The sequence below is a fragment of the Rathayibacter sp. VKM Ac-2856 genome (assembly GCF_013205055.1).
Lineage (GTDB): Bacteria > Actinomycetota > Actinomycetes > Actinomycetales > Microbacteriaceae > Rathayibacter.
Window position 1 is genome coordinate 24,877 of the sequence record NZ_JABMLF010000001.1, and the last position, 22,529, is coordinate 47,405.

A 22,529-nucleotide genomic window follows, 5' to 3' on the forward strand; every position below is an offset into this window, starting at 1 on the left:
GCGTCCGCCGCGCTTCACGACAAGGCCGGCGTCGACCGCAGAACGCACCCGACCCGCATCGCCTCGAGGAGGATCACGTGAGTGACCGACCGGCACTGGCGGACGACGCCTCTGCGCCGACCGCCTTCGAGGCCGCGACGACGCGCGTCGTCGCCGGCGCTTCGCTCTACGACGCGACCGAGGCCTTGGTCGACGAGCTCTCCGACGAGGAGATGCTCGGCCTGCTGGACGGCGACAGCGAATTCTGGTCGGGCATGAGCGAGATGGGTCGGCAGTACAACGCCCATCCGGTCGTGATGGGTGAGGTCGCGCGCCTGGGCATCCCCGGGCTGCGCTTCAGCGACGGACCGCGCGGCGTCGTGATGGGCGAGTCGACCGCTTTCCCGGTGTCCATGGCTCGCGGCGCGACGTGGAACCTCGCCCTCGAGGAGGAGGTCGGCCGGGCGATCGGTGCTGAGATGCGGGCGCAGGGCGGCAACTTCTTCGGCGGAGTCTGCATCAATCTGCCGCGACATCCTGCATGGGGTCGGTCGCAGGAGACCTACGGCGAGGACCCCGTCCTCCTCGGCGAGTTCGGCGCCGCCCTCGTACGCGGGGTGCAGCGCCACGGAATGGCGGTCGCCAAGCACTACGCCCTCAACTCCATGGAGAACGCCCGGTTCACAGTCGATGTGACAGCCGATGACGCCGCGCTGCACGAGGTCTACCTGCCGCACTTCAAGCGTGTCGTCGAGGAGGGGGTCGCCGGGATCATGACCTCCTACAACAGCGTGAACGGCGAATGGGCCGGCCAGAACGAGGCACTCCTCGAGGGCGTGCTGCGCGAGCAGTGGGGCTTCGAGGGCATCACCCTCTCCGACTTCATCTTCGGGCTCCGCGACCCCGCGATGTCCCTCCGGGCCGGCCTCGACGTCGAAGCGCGTTCCGGCAGCAAAGGGCCAGAGCACTCCCCGGGGACCTCGAGGCGGGTCGCGCATCGTGGAACGACGTCCGACGAGCGGCACGACGGATCATCGCGACGCAGCTGCGCTTCGCCGCCTCCGATCTCGACCCGGAACCCGAGCTCTCGGTCGTCTTCTCGCGAGCGCACCGCGCACTGTCCCGCCGCGCCGCCGCCGAGTCGATGGTCCTTCTCCAGAACGACGCACTCGACGAGGCCCCTCTCCTGCCGATCGACCGCACAGCGGTCTCGTCGATCGCCGTGATCGGACGACTCGCCGACCTGGCCAACACGGGCGACAAGGGCTCTTCGAACGTGCACTCGCCACGGGTGATCACGCCACTCGAGGGTGTTCGCCGTGCCTTGCCCACCACGATGGTCCTCAGCAGCGTCGACGACGATCCTGTCGCCGCCGCGCACATCGCCGCCGATGCGGACGTCGCCGTCGTGGTAGTCGGCTACACGGCTGCCGACGAGGGCGAGTACCTCGGCGACACCATGCTCTCTGCTCCAGGCCTCCTCGAGGTCTTCCCCCCGCTGCCACCCGGGGTCACGATGCCGACCGGCGACGACCGCAACGAGAACCTCATGGGCTCGGCGGCCGGAGGTGACCGGGCGTCGCTCAGGATCCGCCCCATCGACGTGGAGATCATCCGAGCGACCGCCGCGGCGAACCCGCGGACGGTGGTCGTGATCGTGACCGCCGGCGCCGTGATCATCGAGGAGTGGAAGGACCTCGTCCCCACGATCCTCATCAGCTGGTACGCGGGCAGCGAAGGTGGGGATGCACTCGCTGACGTGATGCTCGGCGAAGTGGACGCCTCCGGTCGGCTTCCCTACTCGATACCGCGGAACGAGTCGCATCTGCCCTTCTTCGACGTGGCCGCCACGTCTATCGTGTACGACCGCTGGCACGGTCAGCGACTCCTCGATCGCGATGGCGTCGAAGCCGCGTACCCCTTGGGATTCGGCCTCTCCTACACACGATTCGCCATCCGGGACCTCGAGGTGGGACCTGTCGATCAGGAGTCGGGCTCGTTTCAAGCGACGGTCGATGTCATCAACATCGGCGACCGGGCGGGGCGGCACGTGGTGCAGCTCTACGGAGTGGTCGACGCCGACGACTTCCCCGAGCGCGTACTCCTCGGATTCGACCCCATCGCCGTCGGTGCGGGCGAGACGCAACGCGTCCGCATCACCGGATCGGTCGCGCCGCTGCGCCGGTGGACGTCGACCGGATGGAGTCTCGCGGCATCCCGAGTGCTCGTCGAGGCCGCAGCGTTCTCGGGCGATCCCGCCGCAGCGACCGTCCCGCTCGACCTCGCTTGAACCACCACACCACGACCACTGATCACTGAACCAACGACGAAGGAGTCATCATGAACGACCAGGACGCCCAGCACCCCCTCCCGAGCGGAGGAGCCTTCCCGATCCCGGGGGCCCTCGCCCCGGAGGACGCTGCCCAGCAGAAGGCCGCGGCCGACCTCGGAAGCACCCCCGAGCCGCCGAAGGTCAGTGCGGGGTGGATCACCCTTCTCGCGCTCGGTCTCTTCGGCGCTTACCTCGCGTTCGTCACCCCGATCGCGATCTCGCTCGCCATCCAGGTGCAGGCACTCGCTCCCGGGAACGAGGAATACCTCGGCATCCTCCTCGGAGTCGGCTCGCTCGCCGCACTGCTCGTCGGGCCCCTCGGCGGTCAGCTCAGCGATAGAACGCGAACTCGCCTTGGACGCAGGAGGCCGTGGATCCTGATCGGCACGCTCGTCGGCCTCGTCGGCCTGACCTTGATGGCAGCAGCGCCGAACGTGCTGGTGCTCGGCATCGGCTGGGTCATCGCGCAGATCGGCTGGAGCCAGACGGTCAACAACTTCACCACGCTCCAGGCCGACAAGCTCCCCGAGAGCCAGCGCGGCAAGGTCGGAGCGATCACCGGCTTCGCGACGATGGTCGCACCGGTCTTCGGCGCCGTCATCGGAGGAACGCTCGCGAGCCAGCCGTTCCTGCTCTTCCTGGTACCCGGCGCGATCGCCCTGGTCCTCGTCCTGGTCTTCGTCGCTTTCATGAAGGAGGACGACAGCCGGAACGCCCCGACCGAGCAGACGCTCACCGCCGGGATCGTGCTCTCGAAGTACGTTTTCAACCCGCGCAAGTACCCGGACTTCTCCTGGAACTGGCTCGGCCGCTTCTTCTTCTTCTTCGGTCTCACGCTGAACACCTCCTACACCGCGTTCTTCTTCTCCTCGAGACTCGACATCCCCGTCGACGAGATCGGAGGCACCGTCGCCACCGTCGGACTGCTCGGCATCGTCGGCACCATCATCGGCGTCTTCGCGGGCGGCTTCCTCAGCGACAAGCTGCGCCGGCGCAAGGCCTTCGTCCTCGGCTCCGGCATCCTCTTCGCCGCCGGTTCCCTGGTGATGCTCCTCGCCAACGATCTGCCGCTCCTCATCGTGGGCGCGTTCATGGGCAACCTCGCGATCGGTGTCTTCTCGGCCGTCGACCAGGCGCTGTTCCTCGATGTGCTTCCCGAGCGCGCGACGGAGGCGGGCCGCTTCGTCAACCTCACGCAGTTCGCGACCACCATTCCGCAGGCGCTCGCTCCGCTGCTGGCTTCGGTGATTCTCGCGATCGGCGCGGGTTCGGACGGCGCTCGCGACTACTCGATGCTCTACATCCTCGCGGCGGTGTTCACGCTCCTCGGCGGGCTCGTGGTCCTTCGCGTCCGCTCGGTCCGCTGAGCCGTACTCACTCGAATCCGATCTCGAAGGAAGCGCGAAATGACAGCACTCCGTCCCGACTTCCTCTGGGGCGCCTCCACCGCCCCGCACCAGACCGAGGGAGGCAATGTGAACAGCGACTGGTGGGTGTACGAGCAGCGTTCCCCGCACTTCGCCGCGAGTGGGGACGGGGTCGACTCGTACCACCGCTACGAGGAGGACATGCGCCTGCTCGCCGACGCAGGGCTCACCGCCTACCGCTTCGGCGTGGAGTGGTCGCGGATCGAGCCGCTGCCCGGGCAGTTCTCGCGAGCCGAGCTCGCGCACTACCGGCGGATGATCGACACCGCTCTGGGTCTCGGGCTCACGCCGGTCGTCACCCTGCACCACTTCACGAGCCCGCGCTGGTTCGTCGAGGAGGGAGGCTGGCTGGGTGAGACCGCGATCGAACGCTTCAGCGCGTACGTGCGCGAGGTGTGCGGGATCCTCGACAGCGTCGAGTGGGTCTGCACGATCAACGAGCCCAACATGTTCTCGTTCATGATCCTGATGAGCCGGATGATCAATTCCGATGCGGTGCCACCGATGGAGACGCCCACGATTCAGCCGGAGGGCGGCTTCACGCTGCCGTCTCCGTCTCCGGAGACGACAGGCCGACTGATCGAGGCGCATCACGCCGCCCGGGAGATCGTCCGCGAGCTGACTGACGCGAAGGTCGGCTGGACCGTCGCGAACCTCGCGCTCCACCCGATCGCCGGCGGTGAGTCGAGGCACGCCGAGGAGCAGCTCATCCGCGAGGACGTGTTCCTCGAGGCGGCCCGCGGCGACGACTTCCTCGGTGTGCAGGCCTACTCGACCCAGGGCATCGACGCGAACGGCCTCGTGCCCAACCCGCCGAGCCCCGAGAACACCATGGTCGGCACTCCGTACCGCCCGGACGCGCTCGGCATCGCCCTTCGGCACGCCTGGGAGGTGAGTGGAGGCGTCCCGCTCCTCGTCACCGAGAACGGCATCGCGACGCCCGACGACGCCCGACGAATCGCCTACACGGAGGAGGCTCTCCGGCACCTCGTCGAAGCCGTCGACGACGGCATCGACGTTCGCGGCTATCTGCACTGGAGCCTGCTCGACAACTTCGAGTGGGGGCATTGGGAGCCGACCTTCGGCCTGATCTCAGTCGATCGCACGACCTTCGAGCGGCACCCCAAGCCGAGCCTCGCCTGGCTCGGCCGGACCGCAATCTCGCTCGGCTCCTGAGCCATCGCGAGTCCGACATCCTCCGACCTCGACAGTGGAAGAGCACAGCATGAACGACCACAGGACCGCCCTGACCGCCAACAGCACCATCGGGGCATGGCTCGATCACCCCGCGGGTGCCGCGATCGTCCGCGGCATCGCGGAACAAGCGGGTATGGACGATCACGCGCTCAGGGTGCTCCGCAAGGTGACCCTCGGTCGCCTGATCGCCTCGTCGCCGAACGCGCCGGCCGGACTCGCCGACTCGCTCGTCGCGAAGGTCAACGGCGGGCACATGCCCTCCGACGAGGAGGCGGTGGGTCTCGCCTGGGTGGAGAAGATCACTCCCGGGCGCTTCGAGGGCGCGACCGTCATCGTGACTGGCGCGGCCTCCGGTATCGGTCGCGCCGTCGCCTCGAGAGTGGCCCGTGAAGGCGGACGGGTCATCGCCGTCGACATCTCAGCCGACCGACTGGCCGGACTCACTGTGGAGGTCGCCGGTCACGACGTCGTCCCGGTTGCCGGCGACATCACGTCGGAGGAGGGGGTCGCCGCGATCATCGCTGCAGCCGGCGGGCGCGTGGACGCGCTCGCCAACGTCGCCGGGCTGAGTGACGACTTCGCCCCGCTGCACGAGGTGAGCGACGCCGTGCTCGAGCGGGTCTTCGCTGTCAACGTGTTCGGTGTCATCAGGCTCACACGCGCAGTACTGCCGCTGATGATGGCGGCCGGCCGCGGGTCCATCGTGAACATCGCCTCGGAGGCGGCGCTTCGCGGCTCCTCGTCCGGGGTCGTCTACACCGCGTCCAAGAACGCTGTCGTCGGCATCACGAAGAGCACCGCCTTCATGTACGAGCCTCATGGGATCCGCACGAACAGTGTCGCTCCCGGCGGCACGCTCACCGGAATGCGGCCGGTGAACACGAGCACGTTCGGCCAGCAGCGGATCGACAGCCAGCGGGCCGACGTGCCCATCTCGGTCCCGGAGGCACTGGCGGCGTCGATCACGTTCCTGCTGAGCGACGACAGCGTCAACATCAACGGTGCGATCCTGCCGTCCGATGGCGGTGAGTCCGTGTACTAGGCGCGTCGCGCCTCACGCCTCCCTCGCTCTTCACCCGCAGAATCGGCCGGATCCGGCCGGAAGGACTCATGTAATGACCACACACAGTGAACCCGCAGCCTTCGTAGGAGCCGACCGCCCGTCAGAGGAGGGCGACCCCGCGGTGTACTTCCGTCGAGGCTTCACCGTCGGTGACGGGCTCCGCCGAGCCGAGCTCATCGTCACCGCGTTGGGAGTCGTCGAGGCGTACATCAACGGCACTCGTCTCGGCACCGAGGTGCTCGCTCCCGGCTGGACCTCGTACCGGCACCGCGTGGTGGCCCGTCGCCATGATGTGACCGAACTTCTGGTCACGGGGGAGAACATCCTCGGCGCGGTCGTCGGCGAAGGCTGGGCCGTCGGCGCGCTGACGTGGGAGAACAATCGGCACAACTATGCCGACCGGCCCGCGCTCTACGCCCGACTCGAGCTCGTCTACGACGACCGCACCGAGACCGTCGGCACCGACGGCGAGGTGCGCGTCGGCACAGGCGCGGTGCGCTCCTCCGGTATCTACGCCGGCGAGAGCTACGACGCGCGCGCTGAGCAGCGCGGCTGGGCCGAAACTGGATTCGACGACTCCTCGTGGTCGGCGGTGACAGAAGTGCCGTGGGACGTCGCGACGGTGACCGAGGACGACACTCCGCCGATCCGCCCCATCGAAGAACTCCTCCCGGTCGCGATCACGACGAGTCCTTCAGGCCGCCGCATCGTCGACTTCGGCCAGAACATCTCGGGGTGGGTCCGTCTGAGGGTGACCGGGGAACAGGGCACAGTCATCACCCTGCGCCACGCCGAGCTGCTCACTCCTGACGGAGAGCTCGAGATCGAGACCTTGCGCAGCGCTGCCGCCACCGACAGGTACACCCTCCGAGGCGGCGGACCGGAATCGTGGGAGCCTCGCTTCACCTTCCACGGCTTCCGCTACGCCGAGGTCGACGGCTGGCCGGGCGAACTCGCGCCCGACGATCTGCGCGCGGTGGTCGTTCACACCGACATGGTCCGCACCGGCTGGTTCGAGACCTCGAACCCCCTCGTGACGAAGCTCCATGACAACACGGTGTGGTCGATGCGCGACAACTTCGTCGGCGTGCCCACCGACTGCCCTCAGCGCGATGAGCGTCTCGGCTGGACCGGCGACCTCAATGCCTTCGCCCCGACCGCGACCTACCTCTACGACGTGCGGGGCGTGCTCGGCTCCTGGCTGCAGGACCTCGCGGTCGAGCAGGCCGACACCGGAACCGTTCCGTGGACGGTTCCGGACGTGCTGCCGACCGGTTCGTCGGCGACCGCGCTGTGGAGCGATGTCGCGGTGAGCCTGCCGTGGGAGCTCTATCAGGAGTACGGGGACCTCGCGATCCTCCGCTCCGCCTATCCCTCGATGACTGCGTTCGTCCGCGAGGTCGAGGCCGCCCTCGACGAGAACGACCTCTGGGGGAGCGGCTTCCAGTTCGGCGACTGGCTCGACCCGGACGCTCCGGCCGACAACCCCGCAGGAGGAAAGACCGACCGCTATCTCGTCGCCTGCGCCTACCTCTGCAGAACGACCCGCCAGATGGCCGAGAGCGCCAGGCTCCTCGGCGAGGGCGCCGATGCCGAGCACTTCATCGCGCTCGCGAAGCGCGTTCGCGCGGCGTTCCGGCGGGAGTTCGTCACTGAGACCGGCCGGGTGGTGAGCGAGTCGGCCACCGGCTATGCCCTGCCGATCATGTTCGACCTGCTCGACGCGGCGCAGAAGCGGAGGGCCGGTGCGAAGCTCGCCGAGATCGTCGCGCAGTCCGGCTTCACCATCTCGACCGGATTCGCCGGCACCCCGCTGATCACCGATGCGCTCAGCAGCACCGGTCACCTCGACGAGGCGTACGAGCTGCTGCTGCAGACGAAGACTCCCTCATTCCTGTACCCCGTCACCATGGGCGCGACGACCATCTGGGAGCGCTGGGACTCCGTCCTCCCCGATGGCACGATCAACGCCACCGGCATGACCTCGCTCAACCACTACGCCCTCGGCGCCGTCGCCGACTGGATGCACCGCGTCATCGGCGGGCTCACCCGCACCTCCGCAGGCTGGCGCACCATGACGATCGCCCCGCAGCCCGGCGGCGACCTCACCTCCGCCCGCGCCGCGCACGACACCGTCCTCGGCCGCGCTGAGTCGCACTGGCGGGCCGAGGGCGGCGAGATGCTGTTCGACGTCGTCGTCCCCGAGGGCGCGACCGCGACGGTCGTGCCGCCACTGCACCCGGACCGCCTTAGCATCGAGGTCGGCCCCGGCGCCCACTCCTGGCGCTACCCACTGCCCGCCGGCTTCGGCGAGGAGGCGGTGCTCTCGCTCGAGACGCCGATCAAGGACGTGATGAAGCACGACGCACTCTGGCAGGCCGTCCTCGACGTCATGCGCACGTACTTCCCGGGTGTCCCCGTCGAAGCAGCCGGCAGCCACATGGGGGATCTGCCGCTCGGCGCGCTCGCATCCAGGCTGCCGCAGAACGGCGAAGCCATGAAGCGCGACCTGCTCGCAATTCTCGAGGCCGCACGATGACCGACCGGACGTGACGCGAACAGTGAGCGGAACCAGACCGAAGCTCAGACGAGCGCCGATGAACGAAGAGCGAAAGTCACGTCTCATCAGATCGGCGTAGTGGTCTGGATCGTCGACCACACAGGAGAGAAATGCCTTTCTGTGTTTTCGCTACCAGTGTCGTTCGAGAGGAAAGAGGCGTCCTAGCGTGGAGCTCGTCGACGTGATGTCCACGTCAACACATCGAAGGAGACGACCATGCAGAGCCGCACCCGCCACTCCCTCCGCACCCTGCTCGCAGCCGCCGCGACCGCGGGCCTCGCCCTCAGCGCTGTCGGCACGACCGCCGCGCCGGCTGTCGCCGCCGACGGCGAGATGACCTACACGCTCTACCAGGAGGCGAACCCGACGCCGGATCAGGCGGACGCGTACGCCCGGATCACGGCCGCGATGGACGCCGCGGTCGCCCGCTTCAATGCGCAGACCGACATCACGAAGGTGCTGAACGTCTACTACGAGCCGTCCGTGCCGACCGCTGACGCGGACGGCAACGGCAACGGCACCATCCGCTTCGGCGCCGACCGCCGCTACCAGGTGGAGGGCACGGCCCTCCACGAGATCTCGCACACGGTGGGAGTCGGAGTGACAGGCGCCTTCTACGACAAGTGCTCGACCGGCGTCTGGTCCGGCCCCCAGGCCACCGCGCTCGTCAAGTCATGGGACGGCCCCGAGGCCGAACTCCGTTGCGCCGGCATCCACATCTACCCCTACGGGCTGAACTTCGACAACGAGTTCAGCGAGCTGGCCTTCGAGCGCCACGTGGAGGTCACCGAGGCGATGATCGCCGACGGGATGTAGATCACCGGGAGGGGCGTCGACCGCGGTCGGCGCCCCTCTTGAGCGTTCGCCGCCCGAGAAGCGCCCCGTTAGGGTGCGCGCGCCACCCCGTTCCACCCGAGGAGACCCCGTGACCGTTCCGTTCGATCCGCTCGAGGAGCTCGCCCTCGGCGACCTGCGCCGCAGGACGAGCCAGAAGTGGCGCGGCCATCCGGGAGACGTCCTCCCCCTCTGGGTGGCCGAGATGGACGTGCGCCTCGCTCCGCCGATCGAGGAGGCTCTGCACGCCGCGCTCTCGGCCGGCGACACCGGATACGCCTCCGGGGCCGGCTTCTCGGCCCTCGCCGAGGCCGTCGCCTCGTTCGCCGCGGAGCGGTGGCACTGGGACGGCTTCCCTGTCGGCGCGACCCGGGTGTTCAGCGATGTGATGACGGGTATCGTCGAGATGCTCGAGGTCAGCTCGTCGCCCGGCGACGCGGTCGTGGTCACCTCGCCCGTCTACGCCCCGTTCTTCTCGTACATCGGCCACTCGGGGCGCGAGGTCGTCGAGACCACGCTCTCGCCCGAGGGCAGACTCGACCTCGACGCGATCGAGGAGACGCTGCGGCGCCTCCGTGATCAGCGGCGCCGCACGGTCCTCCTCCTGTGCAATCCGCACAATCCGACGGGCACCGTGCCTACCCGCGCCGAGCTCGAGGGTGTGGCGGCTCTGGCGCAGCGCTACGGCGTTCGGGTGCTGGTGGACGAGATCCACGGGCCGCTGACACTGGCCGGCGCCGTGTTCACCCCCTATCTGTCCGTCGCGGGCGCCGAGGACGCGATCGCGTTCACCTCCGCCTCGAAGGGGTGGAATCTCGCCGGGCTCAAGGCGGCACTCGCCTCAGCGGGCCCGGCCGCGGCCCGCGACCTCGCGGGCGTGCGCGCCGAGATCGACTACGCGCCCAGCCACCTCGGTGTCCTCGCGCACACGGCCGCGTTCCGCGAGGCCGGCGACTGGCTCGATGCCCTGCTCGCCTCCCTCGACCGCAAGCGCACGCTGACGGGCGAGCTGCTCGCCGAGCATCTGCCGCAGCTGACATGGCGGGAGCCGGAGGGGACCTACCTGGCCTGGATCGACTGCCGCGCCCTGTCCCTTCCCGAGACCGGGCCGCGCGACTCGTTCGCCGTCGCCACCGATCTCGACGGAGCCGCGCAGCTTTTCGCCGAGCACGCGGGCGTCGCGGTCAACAGCGGGCACATCTTCGGCCGCGGCGGCGCCGGCTGCATCCGGTTGAACTTCGCCACGTCGACCGAGATCCTCACGACGGCCGTGACGCGGATGGGCGCCGCGGCGGCTGCCGCGGCGCCTCGCTGACCCCCTTCATCAGCAGGTCCTCGGGGCGTAGCCGAGCACGCGCTGCTCGACTGCGCCCGCCTCGCCGAGCGAGACCGTCACGGACCCGGCCGCCACCGACGTCCTCCGCGTGGTGAACGCGTGAGTCGCGCTCGTCCCCGGCGCGACGCTCGCGAAGGTGCGCGACCCGAAGGGCGTCTCGAACAGGACCCGCAGCGGCACCGACTCCTGGTTCCGGCAGGTCGCCGTGATGTACACGCTGCTGCCCGCGCACCGCGTGCTGACGGTCGTCGTCGCGGCGTACTGCACGGGAGCGGCGCCGAGACGCGTGACTGTGAGGTCGCGGAACTCGGCGGTGCCGAAGCCGTAGCTGCTCTGCAGACCCACGTAGCTCGCCGCGGGGCGGTGCGTCGAGTCGGACGCCGACAGCACGAGCACGCCGTCGTCGAAGAGCCGCAGCTGCGCACCCTCGACCTCGAAGCGAAGACGGTGCTCCACTCCCGCGATGATCTCGCTCGCCGCGCCGACTCCTGCGAGCTTCGTGTTCTGCCCGTTCGCGAGGCGGCCGAGGGCGTAGCGGTTCCCCCACGCCGAGATGCCGGCGTAGTAGTGGTCGCCCCGGGTCGTGCTGCGCGCGATCACGACCGTGTCGCGACCCTCGGGCGTCGATCCCGTGGGAGTGACGGCGACCGAGACGGCGTAGTCCGGCGCCTGCAGCAGCGCGTTGCCCTGGAGGGCCTGCGGTGAGGTGCTCGGCGCGTTGCCGAGGCTGCGGGCCGCTCCGTCCCGGATCTCGAAGGACGCTCCGGTGGGCACGACCGCGGCGTGCGTCATCGCCCACTTCGCGGGGTCGATGACGGCGACGGAAGCGCTCCAGACGGCGAGCTGGATCGTCTCGTTCCAGCCGGGCCGGTTGTTCTTGACGTTGTAGAGAAGGTGGGTGCGGCCCTGGTGCTCGACGGCGAAGGAGCGGTAGATCATCGAGTCCTCCGGGCCGCCGACGACGCCGAGGTCGAGGTCGAGGCGCGAGCGGTCGAGGGTCCAGGCGAGGCCGTCGGGGGAGGTCATGCGGCCCGCGCGCGACGGGTGGTCGGCCTGCCAGCCGATGACGCGGCTCTCGTAGGTCCCGTCGGCGAGCCTGCGGACGTTGGGACCGCCGACTCCGAGCGATGCCCAGCCGCCGTCCTCCATCGGCCGGACGAGGGGGTTGGCGGGGTGCTTCGTCCAGGGTCCCTCCGGGCGGACGGCGGTGGCATAGCAGATGAACTCGGGCTCGCCACCGGCCGAGGCGATCTTGCCGGCGGTGTACCACATCTTCCAGAGGCCGGCCGTGGCATCGTGCAGGAGCGACGAGTTGTAGAGGAAGCCGTCCTCCCACACCGCGGTCGGCGCGAGCACCACGCCCTTCTTCTCGAAGGGCCCGTCCGGCTGCGTCGCCACCGCGTAGTGGATCCGGCCGATGCCCGAGGTGTCCATGCCGAAGTAGGTCATGTGCCACAGGCCGTCCTTCAGCACGACACTGGGCTGGTTGAGGTAGCCGCGTTCCGTCTCGAGGGTGGGGAGGAGTAGCGCCTCGGGCCGCTTCGTCCAGGTGAGACCGTCCTCGCTGGTTGCGTAGCCGATACCGTGCAGCGAGCCGTACCAGCTCTTGAACAGTGGTCCCGACCCGGAGTCGTAGACGCAGCAGGGGTCCTGGAGGAGGTCGCTCTCCCAGGGGAGGTCCTTCTCCAGGATCACGCCGCGCCGCTCCCATCCCGGGATCGGCAGGAATCCGTCGTGCAGGAGGATCTGCGGGGGAGTGGCGGCGAGAGGTGCGGCCTGCGCCGGCAGGCCGGCGAGCAGGGCCGCTCCGCCGGCGAGTGCGCCGCCGAGCAGTGCGCGCCTGGAGGCGCCGGCGAGGGGGTGCGGATCGGTCACGGGTGGCTCCTCATCGAGCGGTGGTGAGACGGGCCCGCGCGAGGGCTTCGCGCGGGCCGCAGGGGGAGATTCGGGACGAGGGCCGCTACTCCATCAGCGTCAGCGTCAGCGTCGAGCTGTAGTCGCCCGCGGCGGTCGCCGGGAGCGTCTCGAGGACGAGCTCGGCGGTCGAAGTCCAGCTGCCCTCGGTCGCGACGTCGGCGGAGTCGTCGGTGATCGCCAGGAACTCCTGGTCCACGAGCCCGACGTTGCCGGGGGCGTCGTCGAAGACGGTCCCGACATCGGATCCGGCCGAGACGATCCCGCTGTCGCCACCGTCGATCAGTCGGGGCGACCAGCCGAGCTGCGTCGTCGGGATCGCCTCCTGGCCCGCGCTGCCGACGAACGCGGACGCGGTGCCGAGCACGTACCAGCCCGCCCCGTCGGGGATGTCGGCTGCCGCGCGGGTGTCGGTGACGGTGACGGTCGGGAGGGTGCCGGTGAAGCGGCGCAGCTGCGGTGTCGATCCCGTCTCGGTGAGGGCGGTGGAGGTCCCGGCGACGCTCATGGACAGGACCCCGGGCGTGGTGAGCGGGGTGATGGTCACGTCGACCGAGACGGAGTCGTCGCCGAGCTCGGCGGCGACCGCCTGGCCGGCGACGGCGGTGAGGAGCAGGCAGCCGGCGGCGGCGACCGCGGAGCGGGCCAGGAGGGTGCGACGCGTCATTGCTTCTTCTTTCGAGTCTGACTCGCGGACGAGCGAGGGAGGGATCCGGCCGGCGGCCGGAGGGGGAGCGGAGGGAGGGGAGCGGGTCGTCCCGCTCCCCTCCCTCCCGTGCTCAGCAGCTGCGAGCGGTGTACGGCGCGTCGACGGTCCGGCTGAGGGCCTTCCCGTTCACGGTCGCCGTCGCGTCGACGGTGGCGGTGCCCGCCGGGATCGAGCCGAGGCGCGTGGTGAACGCCTGCGTCGCCGAGGAGCCGGGCTTCACGCCCGGGAAGACCTTGGTGCCGTAGGCGGTGCGGAGCGTGATGCCCATCGGCGTCGCCTCCTCGTTCTTCGCGGTGACGGTGAGCACGACCTTGCCGTTGATGCACCGCGAGCTTGCCGACGCCGTCACCTTCAGCGCGGGGGCCGCGGCGATGGTGAAGGAGGCGGTGGGCGACGCGGTGGACGCTCCGACCGAGTTGGTCGCGACGACGCTCGCGGTGTAGGTCCCTGCAGGCAGGCCTGCGAACACGGCGCTCGTGGTCGTGCCGGTCTTCGTGATCGCCGCGCCCCCGGTCGGGGTGACGGTGGCGGTGTAGCCCGTGATCGCCGCCCCTCCGTCGGCCGGGGCGGTCCACGAGAGGGTGGCCGCGTCACCGGCGACGGCGACGGTGGGTGCCGCCGGTGCCTTCGGAGCCGTGGTGGCGCCCGGCTCGACCGTGACGGTCACGCTGGGCCGGACCGTGGTCCCGGCCATCGCGCCGAGCACCGTGAAGGTGCCAGCGGTGGCGTAGGACGCAGGCGGGACGGCGTCCCAGGTGACGGCGCGCGACTCCTTCGCTCCGGTGCCGCCGCTGAAGACGGCGACCGCGGTGCGCGGGAGGACGGGCGCCTTGCCCAGGGCCGTGGTCGCGGTCTGCTGCTCGATGGAGGAGATGTCGCTGCCGCTGTCGCCGACGCTGATGGTCGCCGTGACCGCCTGCGTCGATCCCGTCAGCACGCCGGTCGCGGTGATCACGCCGGGTGTCGCGAAGCGGGAGGCGGGGATCGCGTCCCAGGTCGCGCGCAGCTCGCCGCGCGAGCCGTCCGAGTAGACGGCGACGACGGTCGCGGGCAGCGTCACCGGGGTGTTGACCGTGGTGCGCTTGGCCACCGCCTCGAAGGAGCCCGGGTAGTCGGCGTAGACGTCGAACTCGGATGCGGCGATCGCGGAGTAGGCACCACTCGTGGACCGGCTGGCCTGGACGGTCGCGCGCAGCTGCGTGGTCGTCACCGGGGTGAAGGCCACCTCGCTGGGCGTGCCGATCGCGTTCACCGGGTACTGGGTCCCGGGGCGCAGGACGACCGGCTTCCAGGTGGTGCCGTCGAGGTACTCGAGCGACCAGGAGGCGGGAAGGGCGACGCCGCCCCCGCTGCCCTGTTCCGCGTCGTTCCAGAACGACGCCCCGGCGCCGGCCACCCGCGTCGGGGTGGACCAGGTGTAAGTGAGCGTCTGGCTCGCCGGGCGGGTGCCGTCGGCGTACGTGCCCCAGAGCTTCGTCTGCTCGGTCTGCGCACCGGCCACCGTCTCTCCGTCGTTGATCGAGGCGAGGCGGTTCCACGGGGCGACGTAGGAGGCGGACGGAGTCGCGTACGACCCGACCTCCGGGCCCAGCGGTCGGACGTCCGAGACCTCGACGACCTGCTCGAGCGTCGTCTCCTTCACGGTGTCCGAGGCGGTGAAGCGCAGCGTGTACGAGCCGGGCTTCGAGAAGCGGACCGTCGTCGCCGCGGAGGCCGCGTCGGTGAAGGTCGCCGTCGAGTCCGCGGGCTTCGCGACCACGGTCCACGCCTGGCTGAGCTCGCCGATCGGCAGTCCGTCGTCGGAGGCGGTTCCGGTGAATCGGGCGATGCTCGGGTCGGCGACGGCGAGGCGCTGGATCGACACGACGGGTGCCGCGTTCTCGGCCGGCGTGTAGGCGGCCGTCACGTTCTTCAGCTGCACCTCCTTGATGCCGGTCTTCTGGCCCTGCTGGTGCGCGACGAGGACCCTGATCTTCTGGGTCGTCACGTCGGCGAACCGGACGGTGTTCTCGTTGCCGGTCGGGACCTTCGGCGTGCGGGCCTGAGCCGTCACCGACTTCCAGGCCGCGCCGTCCCAGTACTGCACCGAGTACGACTTCGGCGCGGAGTAGCCCTGCACGGTCGTGCCCGAGGAGGTGCGGTAGAAGTAGATCCCGGCCTGGTTCACCTTCTGCGCGCTGCCGAGGTCGATCTCCAGCCAGTCGCTGGCGTTCGGCGAACCGGCGGTGCCCCAGAAGGGCTCGTTGACGGTGGAGCCGTCGACGGCGTTCGCCGGGACGAGGCTCTTGCCCGAGGGGGTGCTGCCGCCGGCCGAGTAGGAGGCCGTGGCGGTCCTGCCCTGGGCGAGGTCGGGCGCTGCGCTGGTGGTCGGGTCGACGTCCACGCCGGCCTTGCCGAGCAGGTCGACGACCCGGTCGGTGGCGGCGAAGCGCACGTCCTGCGCGGGCTTCACGGCGTTCGCGGCCGAGTAGAGCACGGTCGCGTCGGTCGTGACGGCACCGGTGACGGTGTCGAACTCGACCGGCATCAGGCTGTCGATCGTGAAGGCGCGCTTCCCGTCGAGGTAGACGGAGTAGCCCTCGGGGGTGTCGCCGTAGTGGCGCGTTCCTCCGGGCTCGTCCCACACGATCGTGAGGTCCTTGTCGTGGTACTTCAGGTTGTTGGCCGTGAAGTGGTCCCAGTCGATGTCGATGGGCGAGAGCTCGAGGACCGAGTCGGTGCGGGCCTGCAGGCCCATCGCGTCCTCGACGACGGTGAAGTTCGTCGTGCCGAGCTGGGTCTGGTGGATCCAGGAGCGGTACTTGATCGATCCACCGTCGGCGGCCGAGCCGTGCGACCAGAACTCGTTCTCGTTCTGGCGGGTGACGTCGCCCTTCTCGTAGCTGGCCCAGGCGTTCCAGTAGAGCATCTTCTTGTAGTAGTCGCTGGTCAGGTACGAGTTCGGGTAGTCGCGCAGTGTCGAGGAGAGCAGGCGGAACATGACCGTCGAGTTGATGGTCGAGAAGTTGTTCGAGTAGTGCTTGCCCGAGCCGGCGTCGCGCAGCGCCCGGGACTTCGCGTCCTTCTGATTGGCGGTGTAGAAGGGGAAGGGCGCGTACTGCTCGCTGTCGACGAAGAGGCGGAAGGCGTCGAGGTACTTCTGGTCGAAGTCCGCGTCGCCCGGCTTGGGCATGAGGCCGACGGTGTACGGGTAGTACATGTTGACCTCCTTCCACGGGATCTTCGATCCGGCGGGAAGGCCCGAGGAGCCGTCCGAGTAGGAGGCCTTGATCATGTTGCCGAAGAAGCCGGCCTCGTCGGCGGTGCTGCGCTTGTCCTCCCAGAGGACGTCGAGGACCGACTTCTTGATCGCCTCGGCCTGCGCTGTCATGCGATCGGCGCCCGCGGTGTCGCCGGCGAGGCGGTAGGCCTCGGCGGCTGCTACGGCACCGGAGTAGAGGTAGGCGCTCTCGGGACGGTCCATCGGGTAGGAGTTCCACGCGTCCTTGTTGCGCCACGAGAACGAGACAGCGTCGACGTCGTTGCCGGTGAGGGCGGGGTTCGAGTACTCGAGGAGGTTGTTCTTGTTCGAGTCGAACTCGGCCAGCTGGCCGGTGATGTCGTCCTCGGCGTAGGTCGCGAGCTTGTCGGCGATCGCCGAGTCGCCGCCGTGCAGCGCGTACGAGTTCCACGCGGCCTCGGAGATGTAGTTGGTGTAGCTGCTGTTCCAGTTGACCGGGTTGCCGGGGTTGTCGATGTAGCGGCTCTGGCGGGCCGTCTCACCGGCCGAGAGCCAGGTGCCGTAGGCGCTGGAAGGGTCGCGGAAGTACTTCATGTCCTCGATGAACATGCCTGCCGTGAGGACGATCGCGTTGTTGTAGGCCTGTCCGAAGACCCCCTCCATCGAGGTGGGGAACTGGTAGTCGTTGCCGGGCACCTGCGCGTCGAGGAAGTTCGTGCGCAGCAGCCACCAGCGGTAGAAGAGCGTCTTGTCGATCTCGCCCGAAGGCGTCTCGAGGTAGGGGATGTTCTCGACCCACCACGTGTTGTAGCTCGTGGTCTGCGTCGTGAAGGCTGCCTGCGGGGTCGCCGCGGCGATCGACTGGAACTCGGTGGTGCTCTCGGGGATCTCGGCGGTGGTGAAGCCGAGCTGCAGCTTCACGTCGGCCGGGGTGGTCGATGCCGAGACGGTGCGCGTGAGCGCGGTCCCGTCGACCCCGAAGCCGTCGCCCGAGAAGCGGGTCGCGACCTGGGTGACGTTGTTCGCGGTCGTGACCGAGCCGGTCAGCTCGCTGCCGGCCGCGGTCCGGGCCAGGCCGGACTCGGCGCGGAGGGCGACCGTCTTCGTGGAGCCGTCGGTCGTACTGACCTGCAGCCGCTCGACCGCGACGTTCTGCCGCGAGATGAACTTCGTCTGCTTCACCAGCAGGCCGCCGCCGGTGTACTCGGAGTACCAGTAGCTGGGCGTGTTGTGACGCTTCGCCTGATTCTCCTGGAGGGAGACGGCGGCGCCGTTCACGCTCGCGGTCAGGGTCGAGCCGCTCTGGCCGAGGTCCTCGATGTAGGCGATGCGGCCGCGGAAGCCCAGCCCCGCGTCAGAGTTCTGCATGTAGACGGCGCGTCCGCGCGAGAAGAAGACGCCGTTGTTGTCGTAGTCGATGTTCGCGGGCTGGTCCGAGACGAAGTCGAGCCCGCCCGCCTCGTCGGGCTGCACGCCGTCGCGCGAGAGCATCCGGTCGAGCCAGAAGTCCTTGCCCGGAGCAGAGCCGGCGCCGGCCGCGATGTCCGCTGCGTAGATCTTCCCGAGGTGGGAGACGGTGGGATCGTAGGTCGCCGTCGTCGACGGGATGGCCTTGTCGCCGTTGGCGAAGGTGGGATAGCCGAGGCTCTGGTTGCTGTTCTGCAGGCCCTCGTCGTACGGATCCCACGCCGTGGCCGCGGACGCGGGCGCAGCGACGAGAACCGATCCGGCGAGGACCGCCGTGAGGGCGGTGGCGAGTGCGGACGTGACCGCTCGGGCTCTTGTGGGTGTTCGCATCGTCGCGGACGCTCCCGTTCTGTTCGACTCTGAAGGAAGGAACCGGTCTCGCCGAACCGAGGAGGCGGGAGGGACCACGAGCACGCTAACAATCTCCTGAGAGAAGCGAAAGCCTTTTAATGTGGTTTCGCTCCCCCTCACCGCAAAATGACGAAAAACCCTGCGGATCAGGTGGACGATCCGATGATGAGCGAACGAAAGAAGCGAAAGTCTATCGATCTGCGCGATGGCACCGCTCCGGCGGGAGACAGCGAAGAGCCGCCGCGGAGCAGAGCTCCACGACGGCTCGTCGTTCCTGTCGATCGCGATCCTGGTCAGCCGGCGACGGGGATCCAGACCCGCATCGTCGAGGGGCCGCGCTCGGCCCAGTCGTAGTACGGCGTCAGCGCGACGGGCCAGTGCCCCTCGACGCGACCGGTCCCGGACGGTCCGGACGAGTAGGGCCAGGCGCCCTCGGTCGGCGTGAGGGAGATCAGCCGCACCTGGACGTCCGAGCCGACGACGCGCGGCTCGACGCCCGCGTCCAGGCGCAGGGTCGAGACGTCCGCGGCGTGCAGCTGCTCGGGCACGTCGGTCGATTCGAGCGCGTAGACCAGGGGGCCGCGCTCGACGGCGAGACAGCCGCGCACGGCGTCGATCCGAGGATCGGCGCGCACGAAGCGCGCGGGGAGAGCGAAGTCCAGCACGATCTCGTCGCCGCGCGCGAAGGTCGCGCTGAGCTCCAGGTAGCCGTCGCTGATCCGCTTCTCCGACGGCTTCGCCGTTCCGTCGGCGCGCTGCAGCGCGACCTCGGGCTCGGCGGCCCAGCTCGGCACGCGCACGCTCAGGGTCCACGGCGCCGGTCCGCTCTCCAGCACCCGGATCGCGATCCTCCCCGCGTCCGGGTAGGCGGTCTCGATCGACAGCTCGATCGCCTGGCCGCTGGCGAGGACGGTGGTGATGCGCGAGGACGCGAACTGGTGCAGCTGGATGCCGTGCGCGTCCTTCGTCGCGAGGTAGGCCGCGAGGCTGGCGAAGGTGCGCGCGACGTTCGTCGGGCAGCACGAGACCTCGAACCACGGTGCGCGCAGCGACGAGGAAGCGCGCACGGAGGCCTCGTAGGGGTCGGCGGGGGCGCCGGGGCGGCGCTGGTGCAGCGTGTTCGCGTAGTAGAACGCCCGGCCGTCGCGGGAGGGCGAGGTCGCGACGACGTTGAAGAGCGTGCGCTCGATGAGGTCGGCGTACTCCGAACCTCCGCGGGCCAGCAGCAGCCGCCAGCTGAACTGCACCGACGCGATCCCGGCGCAGGTCTCGGAGTACGCGCGGTCCGGCGGCAGCTCGTGGTCGTCGCCGAACGCCTCGTCCTGGTGGTGCGAGCCCTGGCCGCCGGTGATGTAGGTGCGGCGGGAGGCGGTGGCGTGCCACTGACGGCCCAGGGCGTCCAGCAGCTCCTCGTCGCCGGTCTCGACGGCGAGGTCTGCCGCACCCGAGGCGAGGTAGTTCGCCCGCACCGCGTGCCCGCGCAGCACGCTGGAGGAGCGGACCGGCTCGTCGTCCTGGTAGTAGGAGCGCCCCCACTCGATGTCGGCGAGGACGCCGTGGCCCCGGCGCTCGACGAACAGGCGGGCGAGCTCGAGGTAGCGGTCGTCCTCCGTCACCCGGGAGAGCTCGACGAGCCCGGTCTCGACCTCGGGGTGGCCGCAGACCGATTCGATTCCGCCCTCGCCGAAGACGAGGCAGATCAGGTCGGCGGCGCGTCGGGCGATGACGAGCAGCCCGTCGTCAGCGCCGGGTCGGGTGCGCTCGCGCGCCACCGCGGCCTGGAAGAGGTGTCCGAGGCAGTAGAGCTCGTGGCCCCACTCGAGGTCCGACCAGCGCTTCGCCTGCTCTTCTCGGCCGAAGCGCGTGTTGAGGTAGCCGTCCGGCTCCTGGGCCGCTCCTACCCGCGAGACGATGTGCCGCAGGCGCAGCTCGAGTGCGGGGTCGTCGGTCCGTCCGATCTCCCAGGCGAGCGCCTCGAGGTACTTGTAGATCTCCGAGTCCGCGAACTCGCGTCCGCTGCGGTGCCCTGCGAGGGTGCCCGCGGCGGCGTGGTCGAAGTTGGGCAGCCAGCCCTCGCGCTCGAGCCAGTACTCGATGTGGTCGAGGGTCGCGGATCCGTTGGTGCGCTGGCGGTCGGCCCAGAAGCCCGAGGTCAGCTCGACCTCGTCCAGGCCCAGCGGAGTGAGGGCGCCGGCGGCGGGGACGGCGGGAGCCATGGTGCGCGAGAGCGCGTCGCGGTCGTGGGAGGAGGGGGTGCGGGGGTGAGTGTCGATGGTCATGGTCATCCCTTGAAGGCGCCGGACATGAAGCCGCGGACGTAGTGGCGTTGCAGGAGCAGGAACAGGAGGATGCACGGCAGCGCGAGGACGACAACGCCGGCCTCGGTGGCGCCGTAGTCGACGACGCCCTGGACCTGCCCGCGGAGATTGGAGATCGCGAGCGGCAGCGTCATCCGATCGGAGTCGGTGATGAGGATCAGCGGCGCCATGAAGTCGTTCCACGCGGCGAGGAACGCGAACAGTCCCACGGTGATGAGGCCGGGCTTCACGGCGGGCAGCAGCACCTTCCAGAGGACGGACCAGGTGGTGCAGCCGTCCATCTTCGCCGCCTCGTCGAGCTCCTTCGGAACCGCGTCGAAGCCGATCCGCATGAGGAACGTCGCGAGCGGCAGCTGGAACATCGTGAGGACGAGTGCGACCCCGACGAGGGAGTTCGAGAGACCGACCAGGTTGAGCAGCACGTAGAGCGGGATCAGGAGGGTGGCGTAGGGCACCATCAGGATCGCCAGAGTGGAGAGGAAGAGCAGGTCCTTCCCCGGGAAGGAGAACCGCGAGAAGGCGTAGCCGCCCAGCAGCGATGTGCCGAGCGTGAGGATCACCGTGAGACCCGAGACGAGCAGCGAATTGCCGAGGTAGACCCAGATCCCCGCCTGGTAGTCGACGAGAGTCCCGTAGTTGCCGAGCCCCCAGCCGTCGGTCTGGCCGGTACCCGCGCGCGGGGCGACGGAGGACACGGCAGTCCAGATCAACGGGTAGAGGAAGATCACGGCGAGACCGCCGGTGAGGACGTAGAACGGGGTCTGCACGGCGATGCCGGCGAGGCGCGAGCCGCGCGGCCGCCGCGGCGACGGCGTGCTCGAGTCCGCGGTGACGATCGCGCGGGTCGAGAGGCGGTCGAGTTCGAGCGAGTTGGTCATCAGTCGTCTTTCTTGCCGAAGGAGCGGATCTGCACGATGTTCAGAACGACCAGCGCGAGCAGCACGATCACCGAGAGGGCGCCGGCGACGCCGAGGTCGTTCTGGCCCTGGAAGGCGACGCTGTAGATCAGCTGCACGACCGTGATGGTCGAGTTGTCCGGGCCGCCCTTGGTGAGGATGTAGAACTGCTCGAACGCGAGCAGTGAGCCCGTCACGCAGAGGACGGTGGTCAGCGCGAGGGTGGGCTTCAGCAGGGGGAGCGTCACCCCGGTGAAGGTCTGCAGGCGCGAGGCGCCGTCGATCCGGGCGGCTTCGTAGACCTCCTCGGGGATCCCCTGGAGGCCGACCATCATCAGCAGCATGTAGAAGCCGGCGAAGCGCCAGACGATGAGGAAGACCGTCGACCAGAGCGCTCCCTCTGGGGTGCCGAGGAAGGTGATGCCCCAGCTCTCCATCAGGCCGGCGAAGGGGCCGGCGAGAGGGGAGTAGAGGACGTAGAAGAGGAGCGAGGCGGAGGCCAGTCCCAGCGCGGTCGGGATGAGGAACGCCGTGCGGAGGAAGGTCTTCCAGCGGGTCGACTCCTGCACGATCAGCGCGAGCGCGAGGCTCAGCGAGAGCAGGATCACGGTCGTGATGACCGTGTAGAGCAGGGTGAAGCGGACGGACGCCCAGAAGAAGCGGTCGGTCACGGCGTCGCCGAAGTTGGTGGGAAAGTTCACCCCGCGGTTCCCGGCGAGCAGAGGCCAGTCCGAGACGGACATCTGCAGGACGAGTCCGAGGGGGACGAGGAAGAGCAGCGCGACGAACAGAGCCGTCGGGGCGGCGTAGGCCCAGCCGAGAAGGTGGGGCGGGCGGCGGCGCGGCTTCGTGCGGCCGACGTCGCTGGCGGTTGCTGTCATCGTGTGCTGGCGCTTTCTGATGGGCGCGCGGGCCGCAGGCCTGGG

14 protein-coding genes are annotated in these 22,529 nt (G+C 69.5%); 8 read left to right on the forward strand and 6 right to left on the reverse strand.

The genetic code is table 11. The features are described 5' to 3' along the window. Positions 1-77 precede the first annotated feature (77 nt). From HQQ82_RS19645 to HQQ82_RS00135, 8 genes are all read left to right on the forward strand, one after another. Positions 78-1,205 (forward strand): glycoside hydrolase family 3 protein, encoded by a 1,128-nt coding sequence (locus tag HQQ82_RS19645; protein WP_367947738.1) that lies wholly within the window; start codon positions 78-80, stop codon positions 1,203-1,205. Next, positions 1,124-2,269 (forward strand): glycoside hydrolase family 3 C-terminal domain-containing protein, encoded by a 1,146-nt coding sequence (locus HQQ82_RS19650; RefSeq protein ID WP_254071153.1) that lies wholly within the window; start codon positions 1,124-1,126, stop codon positions 2,267-2,269. Before HQQ82_RS19645 ends, HQQ82_RS19650 begins: the two co-directional genes overlap by 82 nt. Before the next feature lie 50 nt (positions 2,270-2,319). Further along, positions 2,320-3,678 carry an MFS transporter gene (locus HQQ82_RS00110; RefSeq protein WP_173231077.1) on the forward strand — a complete coding sequence of 453 codons (1,359 nt, stop codon included), beginning with the start codon at positions 2,320-2,322 and terminating at the stop codon, positions 3,676-3,678. A gap of 39 nt (positions 3,679-3,717) precedes the next feature. After that, positions 3,718-4,914, forward strand: a complete 1,197-nt coding sequence (locus tag HQQ82_RS00115) for a glycoside hydrolase family 1 protein (protein ID WP_173231078.1) — start codon at positions 3,718-3,720, stop codon at positions 4,912-4,914. 49 nt (positions 4,915-4,963) lie between these two features. Then, positions 4,964-5,977 carry an SDR family NAD(P)-dependent oxidoreductase gene (locus HQQ82_RS00120; protein WP_173231079.1) on the forward strand — a complete coding sequence of 338 codons (1,014 nt, stop codon included), beginning with the start codon at positions 4,964-4,966 and terminating at the stop codon, positions 5,975-5,977. Between the two features lie 142 nt (positions 5,978-6,119). Continuing rightward, positions 6,120-8,537 carry a family 78 glycoside hydrolase catalytic domain gene (locus tag HQQ82_RS00125; RefSeq protein WP_367947740.1) on the forward strand — a complete coding sequence of 806 codons (2,418 nt, stop codon included), beginning with the start codon at positions 6,120-6,122 and terminating at the stop codon, positions 8,535-8,537. A 237-nt stretch (positions 8,538-8,774) separates the two neighbouring features. Beyond that, on the forward strand, positions 8,775-9,374 hold the full coding sequence (locus HQQ82_RS00130; RefSeq protein WP_173231081.1) for a hypothetical protein: 600 nt from the start codon (positions 8,775-8,777) through the stop codon (positions 9,372-9,374). A 109-nt stretch (positions 9,375-9,483) separates the two neighbouring features. Next, positions 9,484-10,707 carry an aminotransferase class I/II-fold pyridoxal phosphate-dependent enzyme gene (locus HQQ82_RS00135; protein ID WP_173231082.1) on the forward strand — a complete coding sequence of 408 codons (1,224 nt, stop codon included), beginning with the start codon at positions 9,484-9,486 and terminating at the stop codon, positions 10,705-10,707. Between the two features lie 9 nt (positions 10,708-10,716). Here the strand turns inward: HQQ82_RS00135 and HQQ82_RS00140 are convergent, their stop codons facing one another. From HQQ82_RS00140 to HQQ82_RS00165, 6 genes are all read right to left on the reverse strand, one after another. Then, positions 10,717-12,603 carry a hypothetical protein gene (locus tag HQQ82_RS00140; protein WP_173231083.1) on the reverse strand — a complete coding sequence of 629 codons (1,887 nt, stop codon included), beginning with the start codon at positions 12,601-12,603 and terminating at the stop codon, positions 10,717-10,719. 85 nt (positions 12,604-12,688) lie between these two features. Continuing rightward, positions 12,689-13,309 carry a hypothetical protein gene (locus HQQ82_RS00145; protein WP_173231084.1) on the reverse strand — a complete coding sequence of 207 codons (621 nt, stop codon included), beginning with the start codon at positions 13,307-13,309 and terminating at the stop codon, positions 12,689-12,691. 112 nt (positions 13,310-13,421) lie between these two features. After that, positions 13,422-18,368: an Ig-like domain-containing protein gene (locus tag HQQ82_RS00150; protein ID WP_173231085.1), complete on the reverse strand. Its 4,947-nt coding sequence runs from the start codon at positions 18,366-18,368 to the stop codon at positions 13,422-13,424. Between the two features lie 314 nt (positions 18,369-18,682). Further along, the gene (locus tag HQQ82_RS00155; RefSeq protein WP_173231086.1) at positions 18,683-20,668 is read right to left on the reverse strand and encodes a glycoside hydrolase family 127 protein; all 1,986 of its coding nucleotides are present in this window, start codon (positions 20,666-20,668) and stop codon (positions 18,683-18,685) included. Between the two features lie 2 nt (positions 20,669-20,670). Further along, positions 20,671-21,585, reverse strand: a complete 915-nt coding sequence (locus HQQ82_RS00160; protein ID WP_173231087.1) for a carbohydrate ABC transporter permease — start codon at positions 21,583-21,585, stop codon at positions 20,671-20,673. Further along, a complete protein-coding gene (locus HQQ82_RS00165; RefSeq protein ID WP_173231088.1) occupies positions 21,585-22,484 on the reverse strand; it encodes a carbohydrate ABC transporter permease in 900 nt (299 codons plus the stop codon). Before HQQ82_RS00165 ends, HQQ82_RS00160 begins: the two co-directional genes overlap by 1 nt. Positions 22,485-22,529: the final 45 nt, after the last annotated feature.